Here is a 16,012-nt window from a genome sequence, read left to right as displayed (position 1 = left end):
GGTGCCTGCGGCCGGTCAGGACGGATTCGACGAAGTGAGGACGAACCTGATGAAGAAGCGTGCCCTCTCCGCAGCCCGGCGCCTCGCGGTGGTGTGCGCCGCGGCGTCGCTGCTGTCGGTCGGTGTCGCGGAGGCCGCCCCCGCCGCCGACCTCGCCGCCCCGGTCTGCCGGGCCACCACCGTCGACGTCCCCGTGGGCTCGGGCACCGGGCAGTTGTGGGGCGAGCTGTGTCTTCCGGCCAGGTCCTCGCCGGGCACCGTGGTGACGATGGTGCACGGCGCGACGTACAACCACGACTACTGGGACTTCCCCTACCAGCCGAACACCTACTCGTTCAGCCGGATGCTGAACCGGGCCGGGTACGCCACCTTCGTCGTCGACCGGCTCGGCACCGGCCACAGCACCGTCCCGCCGAGCTCCGAGCTGACGCTGAGCGTCGAGGCCGGCCACATCCACAAGGTCGTGCAGGACCTGCGGGCCGGCCGCATCGGGGGCACCGGCTTCGAGAAGGTGGTGCTGGCGGGCTACTCCCTCGGCTCCGCGGTGTCGGAGATCGAGGCGTCGACCTACCACGACGTCGACGCGCTGCTGGTCACCGCTCTGGGGCACTACAACAACCCGGCGGGCACGCAGGCGATCGTCGAGAACGGGCAGGACCCGAACACCGACCCGGTGATCGGCGGCCGGCACCCGTACGACCCCGGCTACGCCACCACCAGGCCCGGCAGCCGCAAGACCGTCTTCTACGCCGACCAGCCGATGGACCCGGGCGTGCTCCTGGTGGACGAACTCACCAAGGACGCCGACGTGTTCATGGAGGCGGCCGACCCGCTCGTGGTCGATCCCGCGGTCAGCAGGGCGATCGACGTGCCGGTCATGTTCGCGCTCGGCGACCACGACCCGCTGATGTGCGGCCCCGGCTACGAGGACTGCACGTCGGCGACGGCGCTGCGCGCCCAGGAGGCGCCGTTCTGGACCTCCGCGACCAGCTTCGACGTGATCCTGCTCCCGAACGCCGGGCACGGCCTGAACCTGGTGCCGAACACCGGGGTCCTCCACCGGGCGGTGGCCTCCTGGCTGAACCGGGTCGTCGGACACGGCTGTTAGCCGGACGGACGCCGCTCGACGAGCCGTCAGTCGATCGGGCGAGGCCCGCGGTCCGGCGTGCCCCGCGGTCCGCCGTGGCCCACGGCACGGCGGACCGCGGGCCTCGGCGTCGGGTGCGGCGCCGCGCACGCGCCGCCGCACGCGCCGCCGGACGCACGAGTGCCCGACGGCCCCCGGTCGGGGGGCCGTCGGGCAGCACGTGTGCCGTCGGGCGCGCGAGGCGGGCGGCGGGGGCCGCTCACCCCGCCGACTCAGCCCGCCGGCCCGGCCCCGTCCCGGCCGTCCGACGACCGGTCCTTGACCAGGAACACCGCGTGGGCCGGGCAGATCCGCGCCGCTTCCCGTACGGAGTCGGCCAGTTCGGGGCCGGGCTCGGGCCGCAGGACCTCGGCGACCTCCGCGACGTCGCTCATCCGGAAGACCTCGGGCGCGGCGTCCACGCAGTGGCCGTAGCCCGCGCAGCGGGTCAGGTCGACCTCGACGCGCGCCACCCGGGCCGTGCCGCCCTGCTCCCGCCGCGGCGGCATCAGAGCAGCACGCCCATGTTGCCGGGCATGGTCTCGGCGTCGAGGACGACCCGGTGCTCGACGAAGCGCAGCCCGTCCTCCGTCCGGGTCAGGAGGTCGTCGTAGCGGCCGCAGACATGGAAGCGGGACGGTTCGACGCGGTCGGCGACGTACAGCACGAGGTACGCCTCGGCCTTGATCCGGCCGTCCTCGGTCTCGCGGGCGCGCACGTTGGTGATGGTGTGCAGGGTCCGGGTCGGGTTGTGGCGCAGGTAGCCGTTCATGAAGGCGGCGCGCTCCTTCAGCGCGCCCGGGCCCCGGTCGGTGTACCACCACATGCCGGTCGTCGAGACGTTGTTGTGCGTGCCGACGGCGTACAGCCCGGTGTCGACGAACAGGCCGACCCACTCGTTGGGGAGCTTGTCGTCCATCGTCAGGGCGTAGGACGCGTAGAGGTCCTCGACCTCGCCGCGCAGGCCGGGAGAGGTCATGGCCGCTGTGGACATGGCGGTGTCGCGCCTTCCTTCCGTCGTCGGGCCGCTCACGACTCGTCCTGGAGGTACTGCTGGTAGACCCGGAAGAACTCGCGCTGCGAGTACTCGTCGCGGACGTCGGCGCCCTCGCCGCCCTGGCCGGGCTTGACCCCGCGGGTGAAGAGGCTGTGCCGGCCGCCCTCGCCGCGCACCCCGATCTGGCAGCGGGCGGCCGCCTCGGTGTCGTCGCAGCTGAGCTTGCCCCACGAGCCCTGGGTGTCGGCGAGGTTCTCCAGCACCTCCTGCCGCGCTGCCGCGTCGTCCTCGATGTCCGAGTAGACGGTGATGTCGACCCGGGCGCGGTCGACGCCGAGCGGGGTGACCGTCTGGATGTACCCCGCCTTCATGCCGCGCGGGGTGTCCTTGGGGCCGGGCTGGATGTCGAGGTTGGGGAAGAGCGCGAGCACCTCCTGCCGGATCTCCGGCGGTTCGCCGCCGCCGAAGCCCCCGAAGCCCTCGGGACCACCAGGTCCCCCAGGGCCTCCAGGGCCTCCAGGGCCTCCAGGGCCTCCAGGACCACCAAAACCGTCGGGACCACCCGGGCCACCCGGGCCACCGGGGCCACCGAAGCCCTCCGGCGGGCCGGGTGGGCCCTGGGCGAGCATGCTGTTCCAGCCGACCGGCATGGTGCCGTCCGAGAAGTCCACGCCGCTGAACCGCTGGAGGGCGCGGGCGTACTTCGGCGGGTCGAGCGGCGGGAAGGCCCACTGGAGGACCGAGTGTCCCGGCTCCGCGCCCCAGTTCCAGCCCTTCGCCGCGGTGCCGACCAGCAGGTCGCGGATGCTGCGGTGGGTGAACTCGGCGTGGTAGTCGTCCCGGAAGTTCTCGTGCCAGAACTTCCAGTTGCCCTCGTAGATCCAGCTGTTGCGGCCGATCGGTTCGATGCCCTGCACGTACGGCGCGAGGAAGTCGGTCATCTCGCCGAGGAAGTCGGTGAGCGACGGCACCGTCGGCCGGATCGCGACGAAGACCAGGTCGTGGAAGGTCTCGCAGTGCACCGGCTTCAGGCCCAGGGCGCCGCGGTCGAAGTCCGGCCCGTAGCCGTCCTCGTAGGGCACGCCGGTGAGCTCACCCTTCAGGTTGAACGCCCAGGCGTGGTACATGCACTTGAGGATCCGGCCCTGGTTGCCGCACCGCTCGCCGGTCAGGATCGCGCCGCGGTGGGTGCAGGCGTTGTGGAACGCGCGGATCTCCCCGTCGTCGCCCCGCACCACGAGCACCGGCTGATTCGCGATGGAAACGGTGAAGTAATCGCCGGGCTTCTTGAGATCGCGGGTCAGGCAGGCGTAGTGCCAGGTGCGGGTGAATATCCTTTCCCGTTCCAGCGCGAGGATCTTCTCGCTGGTATAGATTTCCCGGTTCACCACCCCGGTGGCGAGATCCGTGCCGAAATCCGGGCTCGACTTCATGTGGCAACCTCCCTAGGGGCACGCGAACGACGCCCTGCCCGCACATGATTCGCGACGATTGTGACAACCCCGCGAGTTCGTCGTCAACGATCAGCGCGCCACCGGCCCGCTCGTCCGACCGGGGAAATTCCCCAGTCGGACGGAGAACTCCGGGACATTTCCCGGCGTCATTGACAGCCGGCGGTTTCCCGATGACCCTCGGACGGGGCATCGACCTGCGCAGGAAAACGCCGCAACCCGCCCGTCCGACCTCCGGAGTTCGTGATGTCCCTCCTCCGCCTGGACACCAGCATCCTCGGCCCCCGATCCAGCACCGCCCTGCTCGCCGACCTCGTGGAGCAGGAGTGGCGGGCCGCGACCCCGGACGCGCCGGTGGTCCGGCGCCACCTCGGCGAGTCCCCGCTGCCGCCGACCGCCTGGGCCGCCGCGGTGGCGACCCGGTTCGCTCCCCCGGACCGGCACACGCCCGAACAGAGAGACGCCCTGGCGCTGGCCTCGGCGCTGACCGACGAACTGATCGCCGCCGACGCCGTCGTCGTCGCGGCGCCGCTCTACAACTTCGGTGTCTCCCAGCACCTGAAGACCTGGGTGGACCTCGTCCTCACCGATCCGCGGATGGCCCCGGGCGGACGGAAGCCGCTGACGGGCAAGCCGGCGGTGCTGGTGACCGCCCGGGGCGGTGCCTACGGCCCGGGCACCCCGCGGGACGGCTGGGACCACGCCATCGGCTGGATGCGGCGCATGTTCAGCGATGTCTGGGAGCTGCGACTCGACGTGGTGGAGCGCGAGTTGACGCTGGTCGGGGTCGATCCGGCGCTGGACCGGTTCACCGAACTGGCCGCGCGGACCCGGATCGCCGCCGAGGAACGGGCCCGCGCGGCGGGCCGCAACCTCGCCCTGCGCGAGGGGGCCTTCCCCGGCTGACGCGAGGGGGCCCTCCCCGGCTGACGCGAGGGAGCCCTCCCCGACCGAGCCGCAACTCCCGCCCACCGCCCGCCAAGGAGGACACCGTGCCCGCACGCACCGGGAAGCAGTACCTGGACAACCTGAGGTCGCTCCGGCCGGAGATCTACCTCAACGGCCGCCGCATCACCCACGTCACCGAGGAACCGGTCTTCGCCGGCCCGCTGCGGACCGTCGCGGAGCAGTACGACCTCCAACTGGACCCGCGGTACGTCGACATCTGCACCTACCCGTCCCCCACGACGGGTGAACGGCTGTCGCGTTCGTTCCAGCCGTGCCGGAGCAAGGAGGACCTGGTCGCCAAACGACGGCACTTCAAGCTCCGGGCCGACCACACCTTCGGGATGATGGGCCGCTCCCCCGACTTCATGAACGCGTTCGTCCTGGGCTGGCACACCAACGCCCCGGTGTTCGGCGAGCTGGACGAGCGGTTCGGCGAGAACGCCCGCCGGTACTACGAGCACGTGCGGGACAACGACCTCTTCATGACGCACGTGCTGATCAACCCGGCGATCGACCGCTCGAAGACCTCCTCGCAGCAGGAGGACCCGTTCCTGCACCTGGGGAAGGTGCGGGAGACCGACGAGGGGATCGTCGTCCGCGGCGCGAAGATGCTCAGCACCATGGCGCCGTTCGCGGAGGAGCTGGTGGTCGTCCCCTTCGGGGGCATCGCCCCGGGCGACGACGACTACGCGGTGGTGTTCGCGATCCCCACCGACACCCCGGGGCTGAAGTTCATCTGCCGCGAGCCGGTGGCCCCGGCCGGCCGGACGGAGTTCGACCACCCGCTCAGCAGCCGGTTCGAGGAGATGGACTGCATCGCCGTCTTCGACGACGTCCTGGTCCCGTGGGACCGGGTCGTCGTCGACGGCCGGCCCGGCAGCCGTGACCTGGTCAACCGGGTGCTCGGCAACGACCCGAGCGTCCTGGTGGTCAACGGCGCACGCGGCCTGGCCGCGACGGAGCTGTTGTGCGGCATCGCGACGAAGGTCGCCGACGCGACCGGGATCAACGAGTTCCTGCACGTGCAGGAGAAGCTCGGCGAGCTGATCTCCCGGCTCGAAACGCTGCGGACGCTGTTCTACGGCGCCGAGGCGATGGCCGCGCCGCTGCCGGACGGCACCTGGGTGCCGTACCTGCCGGGCATGATGGCGTTCCTGATGCAGACCGCGCCGACGCACCGCCGGATGGTCGAGGTCATCCAGATCCTGGCGGCGGGCAACTTCTTCTACGCGCCGTCCGGCGGGGACTTCGCCAACGAGGAACTGCGCCCGCTCATCGACAAGTTCGTGCGGGGCCGTCCGGGCGTCCCGGCGGAGGAGCGGGTCCGGCTGTTCAAGCTCGCCTGGGACGTGACCGGCGACGGCTTCGGCCAGCGGCTCATGCAGTACGTCAACTACTACAGCGGCGACCCGGTGCGGCTGACCGCCGGGCTCTACCTGGGCGCGGACAAGACGGAGATCCACCGCGCGGTGGACCGGGCGCTGGCCGGCTCGGACCGGAGCCTGGACATCCCGCTCTCGCCCGAGGTGCCGGCGATGGCGCCCCCGCCCCCGCCGACCAAGCCGCTCACCGGGATGTACCCGGCGAAGAGCCAGCCCTCGTCGTAGCGGCCGCGCCGGTGTGCGAGCGGGGAATCTCCCCACTCGCACACCTGGATCACCGGCGACCGGGGAGGCTAGGGTGCTAGCGCGCTAGCACCACGCCGCGGGCCGCCGGCGGCGGTCGGCGCACGGAGCGCACCTCGATCCCCGGCGCGGCCGGGAGGACGGAAGGACGGCGATGGCGGGTACGGGCCGGTTGATCATCAGGGGCGTCGTCGGCGGACTGGCCATCGGCTTCGGCGGACGGAAGCTGTTCGGCTGGTTCGGCGGATCGGGCCACGAGCGGACGGCGGAGAACTTCGAGAAGTTCGGGTACCGCAACGGCCGGGCGATGGCCACCCTGGCGGGCGTCACCGAACTGGCCGCGGGCGTGGGCCTGGTGACCGGGACGGCCACCCCGCTGGCGGCGGCCGCCCTCATCGGGGAGATGGTCAACGCCGCGGCCGTGCACCGGCGGGAGGGCCTGTGGGCCGAGAACGGCGGCTACGAGTACCCGGTGGTCCTGGCCACCGCGGCGACCTGCCTGGCCTGGGACGGCCCGGGGGCGCTCTCCGTCGACCGCCTGCTCGGCCGCGAACGGACCGGTCCGGTCTGGGGGGTGGGCGCCCTCGCGCTCGGCGTCGCCTCCGGGACGGCCGTGTGGCGCCTGTTCCGCGACGAGACGTACTGAGACGAGACGTACCGGGACGAGACGTCCTGAGAAGCACACCGGGACGCACCGGCCCGACGCCGCTCGGCTCCCGCGAGGGTGCCGAGCGGCGTCATTCCATCGGGTGAACCCGGCGGGACGGCACCGGCGCCGGAACACCGGCCCGGACGCCGGGAGCCGCCCGTCGCGCCCTGCGCGGGCCCCGCGCATGACCTACCGTGATCGGTGATCCACTCACCGAGAGCGAGTACGCCATGCCTGCCCAGCGAACCGTCGCACCCGAGTCGACAGCCGTGCGCGTGGCCCTCTGGCGGGCCATGCACGTCCAGGTCGACGCGCCCCCGCACGTCCTGGAGGACGAGATCGGCCTGGAACTCGTCGCGCCGGGCGCGAACTGGCGCCGCCGCCCCGACATGGGCAGGAACGCCACCAGCGGGTTCCGCGCGGGCGTCGTCGCCCGGGCGCGGCTCGTCGAGGACCTGGTCGCCGCGCGGTTCGCCGACGGCGTGCGGCAGTACGTGAGCCTCGGCGCCGGTCTGGACACCTTCGCCCAGCGGCGGCCGGAACCCGCCGCCGGGATGCGGGTGTTCGAGATTGACCAGGCCGGACCGCAGGAGTGGAAGCGCAAGCGGCTGGAGGAGCTCGGCTACGGCGTGCCCGACTGGCTGCGGATGGTGCCGGTCGACTTCGAGGCCGACGAGGACTGGTGGGAGCGGCTGGTCGAGGCCGGCTTCGACCCGGACCGGCCGGCGGTGCTGGCCAGCACCGGGGTCAGCATGTACCTCACCAAGGACGCGGTCGCGGACACCCTGACCAAGGCGGCGAAGGCGGCCCCGGGTTCCGCCCTCGCGATGACCTTCCTGCTGCCGCCCGAGACCGTCGCCGCCGAGGGCGAGCAGCCGCACTACCCGATCCGGTTCCGCAGCTTCTTCACCGCCGAGGAGATGCTCCGGCTGGCGCGCGAGTGCGGGCTGCACGAGGTGCGGCACGTCTCGACGGCGGATCTCACCGAGCGCTACTTCGCCGGGCGGCCGGACGGGCTGCGGCCGGACGTCGGCGAGTCGTTCCTGCTCGGGGCCGTCGTCTGACGGGCGGGTCGGCCCGACCGTCCTGCCGCCTCCCGTCCCACCGTCTCCGCCCCCGGCGCCGCCCCTGCCCCTGCCCCCGGCGCCAGGGGGCCGGGGCCGGGGCCGACGAAGTCCCGGCCGCGGATCAGCGCGGTGGCCAGCACCCCGCCCACCAGCGCCACCAGGCCGGCGACGAGCAGCACGGCGTTGAGCGCGTCGGCGAAAGCGGTCCGCACCGCATCGGCCAGCGCGTCGCGGGCCTCCGCCGGCGCGAGCGCCACCGCCCGGTCCGCGACTCCCCGGTGCACCGCGCCGGCGAGCTCCTCGACCTGCCCGCGCAGCGCCGGGAGGTCGCCCAGCCGCCGCCGGAGCGTCGCGTGCAGGGAGGCCGCGAAGATCGTGCCGTAGCAGGCGACCCCGACCGCGATGCCGATCTGCCGGAAGGTCTGGTTGGCCCCCGAGGCCATCCCGGAGCGCTGCGGCCGCACCACGCCCACCGCCGTCGAGGCGAGCGGCGGGTTGACCAGGCCGGCGCCGAGGCCGGAGACGACGAGCCCGGCGATCAGGTGCGTCCAGTCCGAGCCGGCGGTCAGGCCCCGCATCAGCAGCAGGCCGGCGCCCACCAGGACCAGGCCCGGGCCGATCAGCCACCGCGCCGGCACCCGGCCGGTCAGCCGGCCCGCGACGAAGGCGGCGACGAAGGTGACGGCGGAGCCGGTCAGCAGCCGGGCGCCGGTGACCAGCGGGCCGCCGCCGAGGCCGTTCTGCAGGTAGAGGACGAGGTAGACGAAGCACGCGTACAGCGAGGCGTTCATCGCGAAGGCCGCCACCGAGCCGCCGACGAAGGTCGGGATGCGCAGCAGCGACAGGTCGAACATCGGCTCCGGCACCCGCCGTTCGACCACCGCGAACGCCACCAGGCAGGTCGCCGCCAGGCCGAGCCGGAGCGGCACGCCGGGCTTCCCCCAGCCGTCCTCGCTCGCCGTGATCAGCCCGTACACCAGGCCGAACAGCCCGGTGGTGAGGGTCAGGACGCCGGGCCAGTCGATCCGGCCGGCCGCCGGGGCGCGGGACTCGTCCACCCGGCGCGCCGTGACGACCAGGGCGGCGATGCCGACCGGCACGTTCACCAGGAAGATCCCCCGCCAGCCGGTGCCGCCGGTGAGCAGGCCGCCGAGGACCGGGCCCAGCCCGGTCGCGACGCCCGCGACCGCGCCCCAGACGCCGAAGGCGACCCCGCGCTGCCGGCCCTGGAAGGAACCGGCGAGCAGGGCGAGGGAGGTGGCCGAGAGGATCGCGCCGCCGATCCCCTGCACCGCGCGGAACAGGATCAGGGCCGGGGCGTTCGGCGCGAGGCCGCAGAGCAGCGAGCCGCCGGTGAAGACCACCAGGCCGAGGGCGAACACCCGCCGCCGGCCGTACGTGTCGGCGAGGGAGCCGGCGGTGAGCAGCAGGGCGGCCAGGGTGAGGGCGTAGGCGTCGGTCATCCACTGCAGGCTGCCGAAGCTCGCGTCGAGCGCGTGCTGGATGTCCGGCAGGGCGACGACGACCACGTTGACGTCGATCAGCAGCATGAACATCGACGCGCACACCACCAGCAGCGTCCACCATCGGCGTTCCATCGGGCGGGGCCTCCTCGGTCGGCGGTGGCCGGGGCGGTGGCTAGCGTGCCGTGGCCCCGGCGATGTCCAGGATCAGTCGCCTGCCGTGCAGTTCACCGGCTTCCATGCGTCGGTGGGCCTCGGCGGCGGCGGGCAGTGGCAGGGTCTCGGTGTGCCGGGCGCGCAGCCGTCCGGTGGGGAGCAACCGGTTGAGGTCGGCGGCGGCCGCGGCCAGTTCGGCGGTCGTGGCCCGGGAGATGACGAAGCCCCGGATCGAGCCGTCCTTGGTGTAGAGCGCCCCGGCCGGCAGCACGGGGTGGGTGCATGCGCCGGCGAGCAGCACGATCCGGCCCCGGGGGGCGAGGAGGTCGACGGCGGTGGCGAGGTCGTTGCGGCCGGAGGTGTCCAGGTGCACGTCGATCCCCTGCGGGCTGAGCGACTTGAGGTGTGCGGGCAGGCGGGGGTCGGCGTAGTCGAGCGCTTCGGCGGCGCCGAGGCCGCGGCAGTACGTCAGGTCGTGGCGGGCGGCGGTGGCGATCACCCGGGCGCCGGCTTCGGCGGCCAGCACGACGAGCGCGCTGCCGACGTTGCCCGCGGCGCCCGCGACGAGGACGGTCTCCCCGGGCCGCAGGTCGCCGTGCCGGAACAGCGCGAGCCAGGCGGTGGCCCCGGGGTGCACCACGGCGAGCGCGGCGGTCGGCGTCACCCCCTCGGGCAGGTGGTAGAGCCGGTCGGCCGGCACCGCGGCCTGTTCCGCGGCGGCTCCGGGCCGGCCGTCGTGGCCCAGGCTGTTGCACCACACCCGGTCGCCGGGGGCGAAGCCGGTGACGTCGGCGCCCGCCGCGGCGACCACGCCGACCGCGTCCCGGCCGATCACGAACGGGAAGTCCAGTGCGGTCGGGTACTGCCCGGAGCGCACGAAGGTGTCGACCGGGTTGACCGTGGTGGCGAGGACGTCGACCAGGACCTCGTCCGCTCGGGGCCGTGGGGCCGGGAGTTCGCCGTGCCGTATCTCTTCGGGTGGTCCGAGTCGGTCCACATAGGCAGCCAGCACGCCGCCGATTCTGGCACCGGCGCCACCGGGCGCGGCGGCGCCCGGCGAAAGCTGCTGAGGCTTCGTCAACTCGCTTTTCACGGACCGACTTGACGCACCGGGCCGGACTTGACGCACCCGCGGCCCGTTCTTTGACTGCCGGGGCCGCCCGGACCAGATTCGACCCATGACCTCAACCAGTTCCCAGATCACGCCGTTGTTCGATGTCCGGGCGCGGACCCGGATCGCCGCGACGCCGGCCGAGGTGTACGCGGTGGTCAGCGATCTGCCGCGGAGCGCCGAGTGGAGCCCGGAGTGCACGGGCGGCACGTGGGTGTCCGGCCGCCCGGGGGCGGTGGGCGCCGTCTTCCGCGGCGAGAACCTGCGCGCGCGGGACGTCGTCGCGTGGGCGCCCGTCGTCCGCGGTGTCTGGCGCACCGAGTCGCAGGTGGTCGCCGCCGAGCCCGGGCGGGTGTTCCGCTGGGCGATGCGGGACAGCGCCGGGAACCCGCAGGACAGCGTCTGGTCGTACGAGATCGCGCCGGACGGCGACGGCTGCGTCCTGGTGCACGGCCTGCGGATGGGCGCCGCGACCGAGGGGATCCGGGGGATCACCGCGGAGATGGACGAGGCCACCCGGCGCGCGTTCCTCGCCGAGTGGACCGAGAAGCTGGCCGGGGACCTCCGGGCCACGGTGGAGCGCGTCAAGGCGATCGTCGAGCAGGCGTAACCGGGAGGAGGGGCGGTACATGCTGCTGCAACGGGTGGGTAATCGCGGGATCCGGCTGGGCACGCTGTTCGACCGGGTGGCGGCCCGGCATCCGGCCAACGTCGTGGTCCTCGACCACGATCTGCACCTGGCGCCCGAGCTGGGCCGCCGGCTGACCGTCGGTGAGATCGCTGAGCTGGTCGACGACTTCGCGTCCCGGCTGTGGGCGGCCGGGGTGCGGCCCGGGGACCGGGTGGTCGTCTACAAGACGAACAGCTTCGACATCACGCTGCTGGCGTGCGTGGCGGCCCGGATCGGCGCGGTGCCGGTGCTGCTGTCGCCGCAGCTCGACGGCGCGACCGTCGCCGAGCTGGTGCGCCGGGTGGACCGGCCCTACCTCGTCACCGACCAGGCGAAGCTGGACGGTGAGCTGCCGGCCGCGGTGTTCGGCCACGCGCGCCGGGTGCTGCTCGCCGCGGGCGGGCATCCCGACGCCCTGCCGCTGCGGGACCTGGCGGGTGCGCCGCGGGTGGCGCCGGTCGCGGTGTCCGCCCACCACCCGACGCTGATCACGCACACCTCCGGCACCACCGGTCTGCCGAAGCTGGCCGTCCACACCGGCTGGACGCTGCAGGCCCGTTACCGGCCGCAGGCCGCCGCGGTCGCGCTGGTCCGCAAGCGGCGCCCGGTGGCGGTGCACGTGTCCTTCGTACACTCCCGGCTGTTCACCGCGATGGCCATCGCGCTGCTGCGCGGCTTCCCGCTGGTCATGCTGGCCGACGACGACCCGCGGCGGACCGCCGACCTGTTCGCCCGGCTGCGTCCGGGCGTGGTGGAGGCCCACCCCAACACGTTCATGCGCTGGGAGGAGCTGGTGGACGACCCGCGCCGGCCGCTGGCCCAGGTGAAGTACTTCAGCAGCACCTTCGACGCCATCCACCCCCGGACGGTGCGGCGGATGCTGGGGGCCTCCCGGCACCGGGTGCCGCTGTTCGCCCAGCTCTACGGCCAGAGCGAGGCCGGGCCGGTGGTGGGGCGGATCTTCACCCGGTGGCGCGGCGAGGACGCCGACGGCCGGTGCGTCGGCCACGCGTTCCCCGGCATGACCGCGGTCCGGGTGGTCAGCCGGGACGGCCTGCCGGTGTCCGAGGAGTCCCCCGGGTACATCGAGGTCCGCACCAACGGCCGGGTCCTGACGTACCTGGGCGAGGCCGAGCGGTACGCCGCGCAGGAGCACGACGCGTGGTGGCGGATGGGCGACGTGGGCTACCGCACCCGGTGGGGCTGCCTGCACCTGCTCGACCGCGAGGTCGACGTCATCCCCGGGTTCGGCAGCACCCTGGCCGCCGAGGACACCCTGTTCTCCGCGCTGGACGAGCTGGCCGAGGTGATCATCGTGCCCGGCCGGGACGGCACGCCGGTGCCGGTGGTGTGCACCCGGGACAACGAGCCGCTCGACCAGGCCGCGTGGGCCCGCGCCGCGGCGGTCCTGCCCCCGATGGCGGAGCCGGTCCAGTGGCGGCAGGCGGACCTGCCGCAGACCGCCACCACCAAGATCAAGCGGCTGGAGCTGGCCAAGGCCCTGGGCAACGGGAACCGGGGCCGATAGGGATGGCGAGGGTCGTCATCGCCGGCGGCGGCATCGGCGGGCTGGCCGCCGCGCTGGCCGTCGCCCGGCAGGGCCACGACGTGGTGGTCCTCGAACGCGGTGAGCGCTTCGCCGAACTCGGCGCCGGGCTCCAGCTGGCGCCGAACGGGATGCACGCGCTGGCCCGGCTCGGGCTGGGGGCCGAGGTCCGGGCCCTCGCGGTGCACGTCGACGAGCTGCGGTTCATGGACGGCGTCACCGGCGAGCACGTCACCGGCGTGCCGCTGACCGAGGGCTACCGGCGGCGGTTCGGCCACCCGTACGTGGTGGTGCACCGCGGCGAGCTGCACGGGCTGCTGCTCGCCGCCTGCCGCGCCGTCGCGCGGATCGAGCTGTGCGCCGGCCGGTCGGTCGCCGGGTACGAGCGGGACGGCACGCGCGCGGCGGCCGTCCTCGACGGCGGCGGGCGGGTCACCGGTGACGCGCTGATCGGCGCGGACGGCATCCACTCCGCGGTCCGCCGGCAGCTGGTCGGCGACGGTCCGCCGCGCGTCTCCGGGATCACCGTCCACCGCACGATCATCCCGATGGAGCGGGTGCCGGAGCGGCTCCGGTGGAACGCCGTGACCTGGTGGGCCGGCCCGAAGTGCCACTTCGTGCACTACCCGATCGCCGGGGGCGCGTACCTCAACCTGGCCGCGAGCTTCGACGACGGCGCCACCCGGGCGCTCGCCGGCGTCCCGGTGGAACGGGACGTCGTCCGCGACCTGTTCGGGGGGCTGGACGCGACGCCGCGCCGGCTGCTCGCCCTCGGCGAGCAGTGGAAGTCCTGGGTGCTGATCGACCGGGCGCCGGTCGACGGCTGGACCGACGGCCCGGTCGCCCTGCTCGGGGACGCCGCCCATCCGATGCTGCACTACGCGGCCCAGGGCGCCTGCCAGGCGCTGGAGGACGCGGTGGTGCTGGGCGACCTGCTGGGCGACCCGCCGGGCGGCGGCACGGACTTCGCCCGCTGCTTCGCGGAGTACAACCGGCTGCGCCGCGAGCGCACCGCCGCGGTCCAGCGGGTCTCCCGGGCGAGCATCGCGCTGTGGCACCCGGCCGGTGCGGCGGCCGTGGCCAGGAACGCGGCGCTGTCCGCGATGTCGCCGGACGACCTGCACGACCACCTCGCGTGGATGCACGGCGCCCGGGACTTCACCGCCGGCGCCCCGGGCGCCCTCCCCCGGCAGGAGGCGGCCCGATGACCGACCGGCACCTGGAGGTCTGCATCATCGGGGCCGGCCCCCGCGGGCTGTCCGTCCTGGAGCGGCTGTGCGCCAACGCCCGGCACGATCCGGGCGCCCCCGCGGTCACCGTGCACGTGGTCGACCCGGAGGCCCCCGGCGCCGGCGCGGTCTGGCGGACCGGGCAGTCCCGGCACCTGCTGGCCAACACGGTGGCCTCGCAGATCACCGTCTACACCGACGCCAGCGTGCGGATCGACGGGCCGGTCGAGCCGGGCCCCTGCCTGCACGCCTGGGCGCAGGACGTGGCGCTGCTGGGCTCGCCGGCCGACTACGACGAGGAGGTCCTCGCGGAGGCCCGGCGGCTGGGCCCCGACTCGTACCCCACCCGGGCCCTGTACGGGCACTACCTCCGGGACGCCTTCCGGCGGGTGGTCTCGCTCGCCCCCGAGCGGGTGCGGATCCGGGTGCACCGGTCGCGGGCCGTCGCCATGGCGGACACCCACGGCGTGCCCGGCGGCCCGCAGGGGGTCCGGCTGGAGAACCGGACCCGGCTGGACGACCTGGACGCCGTGGTGCTGGCCCAGGGCCACCTCCCGGCCCGGCTGACCCCGCGGGAGGAGCGGACGGCCAGCCTGGCCCGCATCCACCACCTCACGTACGTGCCGCCCGGCAACCCCGCGGACACCGACCTGAGCGCGGTGGCGCCGGGCCGCCCGGTGCTGCTGCGCGGCCTCGGGCTGAACTTCTTCGACTACCTGGCGCTGCTGACCGCCGGCCGGGGCGGCTCCTTCGTCCGCGACGGCGGCCGGCTGCGGTACCGGCCCGGCGGGGCGGAGCCCCGGCTCTACGCCTTCTCCCGCCGGGGGGTGCCGCACCAGGCGCGCGGGGAGAACGAGAAGGGCGCCTTCGGCCGCCATCGGCCCCGGTTGCTGACGCCCGAGTTCCTCGCCGGGCTGCGCCGCCGCGGCCGCGCGGGCGGCCCGGTCCGCTTCGGCACCGAGCTGTGGCCGCTGATCTCCCGGGAGGTGGAGGCGGTCTACTACGGCACCCTGCTGGCGTCCCGGGGGCGGTCGGCCGACCGGGACGCCTTCACCGAGCGGTTCCTGGCGCTGCCCGACCCGGCGGACCGGGCCCGGCTGCTGGACGCCCACGGCTTCGCCCCGGTGGACCGGTGGGACTGGGACCGGCTCGCCCGGCCGTGCGCCGGGGAGCGGTTCGCCGGGCGGGCGGAGTTCCGCGACTGGCTGCTGGCGTACCTGGAACGGGACGTGCGGGAGGCGCGGGCGGGCAACGTGAGCGGCCCGCTGAAGGCGGCCCTGGACGTGCTGCGCGACCTGCGCAACGAGATCCGGCTCGCGGTGGACCACGGCGGTCTGGAGGGCGCCTCGCACCGGGACGAACTCGACGGGTGGTACACCCCGCTCAACGCCTTCCTCTCGATCGGCCCGCCGGTGTCGCGGGTCGAGGAGATGATCGCCCTGATCGAGGCGGGCGTGCTGACCCTCACCGGGCCCGGCACGGAGGTACGGATCGACACCGCCGCGCCGGGGTTCGTCGCCAACTCGCCGCTCGCCCCGGGGCCGGCGGTGCGGTCCGGGGTGCTGATCGAGGCCCGGCTGCCCGAGCCGGACCTGCGCCGCACCGCGGATCCGCTCCTGCTGCACCTGCTCCGCACCGAGCAGTGCGCCGCCTACCGGATCCCGGACGCCCACGGCGGCGCCCACGAGACCGGCGGGCTCGCCGTCACCGAGCGCCCCTACCGGTTGCTCGACGCGCGCGGGCAGGCCCACCCGCGCCGCTTCGCCTACGGCGTCCCCACCGAGGCGGTGCACTGGGTCACCGCGGCCGGCATCCGGCCCGGGGTCGACTCGGTGATCCTCTCCGACGCCGACGCCATCGCCCGCGCCCTGCTCGCCGTGCCGCCGGTGGTGCGCGAACCGGCCCCGCCCGGCCGGGTGAGCGGTCCGACCGACCTGACGGGAGTGCCGATATGACGGGAGCGCAGCGCTCTTC

The 16,012-nt window shown here is 74.2% G+C and carries 14 protein-coding genes; 9 read left to right on the top strand and 5 right to left on the bottom strand.

Annotated elements, in window-relative coordinates; all coding sequences use genetic code 11:
- Positions 1 to 49: 49 nt before the first annotated feature.
- The gene (locus tag AB0Q99_RS04525) at positions 50 to 1,108 is read left to right on the top strand and encodes an alpha/beta hydrolase (RefSeq protein ID WP_363568418.1); all 1,059 of its coding nucleotides are present in this window, start codon (positions 50 to 52) and stop codon (positions 1,106 to 1,108) included.
- Positions 1,109 to 1,359: 251 nt separating this feature from the next.
- Here the strand turns inward: AB0Q99_RS04525 and AB0Q99_RS04520 are convergent, their stop codons facing one another.
- Genes AB0Q99_RS04520 through AB0Q99_RS04510 form a run of 3 tightly spaced genes read right to left on the bottom strand, consistent with a single transcriptional unit; the run spans position 1,360 to position 3,556 of the window.
- Complete coding sequence (locus tag AB0Q99_RS04520; protein WP_363568416.1) at positions 1,360 to 1,635, bottom strand: ferredoxin; 276 nt, start codon at positions 1,633 to 1,635, stop codon at positions 1,360 to 1,362.
- Complete coding sequence (locus AB0Q99_RS04515; protein ID WP_363568414.1) at positions 1,635 to 2,120, bottom strand: nuclear transport factor 2 family protein; 486 nt, start codon at positions 2,118 to 2,120, stop codon at positions 1,635 to 1,637. Before AB0Q99_RS04515 ends, AB0Q99_RS04520 begins: the two co-directional genes overlap by 1 nt.
- A 35-nt stretch (positions 2,121 to 2,155) precedes the next feature.
- On the bottom strand, positions 2,156 to 3,556 hold the full coding sequence (locus tag AB0Q99_RS04510; RefSeq protein WP_363568412.1) for a Rieske 2Fe-2S domain-containing protein: 1,401 nt from the start codon (positions 3,554 to 3,556) through the stop codon (positions 2,156 to 2,158).
- A 264-nt stretch (positions 3,557 to 3,820) separates the two neighbouring features.
- Between AB0Q99_RS04510 and AB0Q99_RS04505 the strand changes: the two genes are divergently transcribed.
- The 4 genes from AB0Q99_RS04505 to AB0Q99_RS04490 all read left to right on the top strand — a co-directional run bounded on the left by AB0Q99_RS04505 (position 3,821) and on the right by AB0Q99_RS04490 (position 7,860).
- Positions 3,821 to 4,480 (top strand): NAD(P)H-dependent oxidoreductase, encoded by a 660-nt coding sequence (locus AB0Q99_RS04505; protein WP_363568410.1) that lies wholly within the window; start codon positions 3,821 to 3,823, stop codon positions 4,478 to 4,480.
- An 86-nt stretch (positions 4,481 to 4,566) separates the two neighbouring features.
- The gene (locus AB0Q99_RS04500) at positions 4,567 to 6,129 is read left to right on the top strand and encodes a 4-hydroxyphenylacetate 3-hydroxylase N-terminal domain-containing protein (protein WP_363568408.1); all 1,563 of its coding nucleotides are present in this window, start codon (positions 4,567 to 4,569) and stop codon (positions 6,127 to 6,129) included.
- Positions 6,130 to 6,301: 172 nt separating this feature from the next.
- Positions 6,302 to 6,793 carry a DoxX family protein gene (locus tag AB0Q99_RS04495; RefSeq protein ID WP_363568406.1) on the top strand — a complete coding sequence of 164 codons (492 nt, stop codon included), beginning with the start codon at positions 6,302 to 6,304 and terminating at the stop codon, positions 6,791 to 6,793.
- Between the two features lie 233 nt (positions 6,794 to 7,026).
- Positions 7,027 to 7,860 carry a class I SAM-dependent methyltransferase gene (locus AB0Q99_RS04490; protein WP_363568404.1) on the top strand — a complete coding sequence of 278 codons (834 nt, stop codon included), beginning with the start codon at positions 7,027 to 7,029 and terminating at the stop codon, positions 7,858 to 7,860.
- Here the strand turns inward: AB0Q99_RS04490 and AB0Q99_RS04485 are convergent.
- On the bottom strand, positions 7,788 to 9,461 hold the full coding sequence (locus tag AB0Q99_RS04485) for an MFS transporter (protein ID WP_363568403.1): 1,674 nt from the start codon (positions 9,459 to 9,461) through the stop codon (positions 7,788 to 7,790). The two genes, AB0Q99_RS04490 and AB0Q99_RS04485, sit on opposite strands and share 73 nt — an antisense overlap.
- Before the next feature lie 40 nt (positions 9,462 to 9,501).
- Positions 9,502 to 10,494: an NADPH:quinone reductase gene (locus AB0Q99_RS04480; protein ID WP_363568401.1), complete on the bottom strand. Its 993-nt coding sequence runs from the start codon at positions 10,492 to 10,494 to the stop codon at positions 9,502 to 9,504.
- A 166-nt stretch (positions 10,495 to 10,660) separates the two neighbouring features.
- Between AB0Q99_RS04480 and AB0Q99_RS04475 the strand changes: the two genes are divergently transcribed.
- The 4 genes from AB0Q99_RS04475 to AB0Q99_RS04460 are packed head-to-tail and all read left to right on the top strand — an operon-like array spanning position 10,661 to position 15,993.
- On the top strand, positions 10,661 to 11,203 hold the full coding sequence (locus AB0Q99_RS04475) for an SRPBCC family protein (protein ID WP_363568400.1): 543 nt from the start codon (positions 10,661 to 10,663) through the stop codon (positions 11,201 to 11,203).
- A gap of 19 nt (positions 11,204 to 11,222) precedes the next feature.
- Positions 11,223 to 12,791 (top strand): AMP-binding protein, encoded by a 1,569-nt coding sequence (locus AB0Q99_RS04470; protein WP_363568398.1) that lies wholly within the window; start codon positions 11,223 to 11,225, stop codon positions 12,789 to 12,791.
- 2 nt (positions 12,792 to 12,793) lie between these two features.
- On the top strand, positions 12,794 to 14,017 hold the full coding sequence (locus tag AB0Q99_RS04465) for an FAD-dependent monooxygenase (protein WP_363568396.1): 1,224 nt from the start codon (positions 12,794 to 12,796) through the stop codon (positions 14,015 to 14,017).
- Complete coding sequence (locus AB0Q99_RS04460) at positions 14,014 to 15,993, top strand: FAD/NAD(P)-binding protein (protein ID WP_363568394.1); 1,980 nt, start codon at positions 14,014 to 14,016, stop codon at positions 15,991 to 15,993. The genes AB0Q99_RS04465 and AB0Q99_RS04460 overlap by 4 nt, the downstream gene beginning before the upstream one ends.
- Positions 15,994 to 16,012 lie beyond the last annotated feature (19 nt).

The organism is Kitasatospora sp. NPDC086791 (genome assembly GCF_040685975.1).
Lineage (GTDB): Bacteria > Actinomycetota > Actinomycetes > Streptomycetales > Streptomycetaceae > Kitasatospora.
Note: the sequence above shows the minus strand (reverse complement) of the source record. Positions and strands in the feature narration are given on the sequence as shown.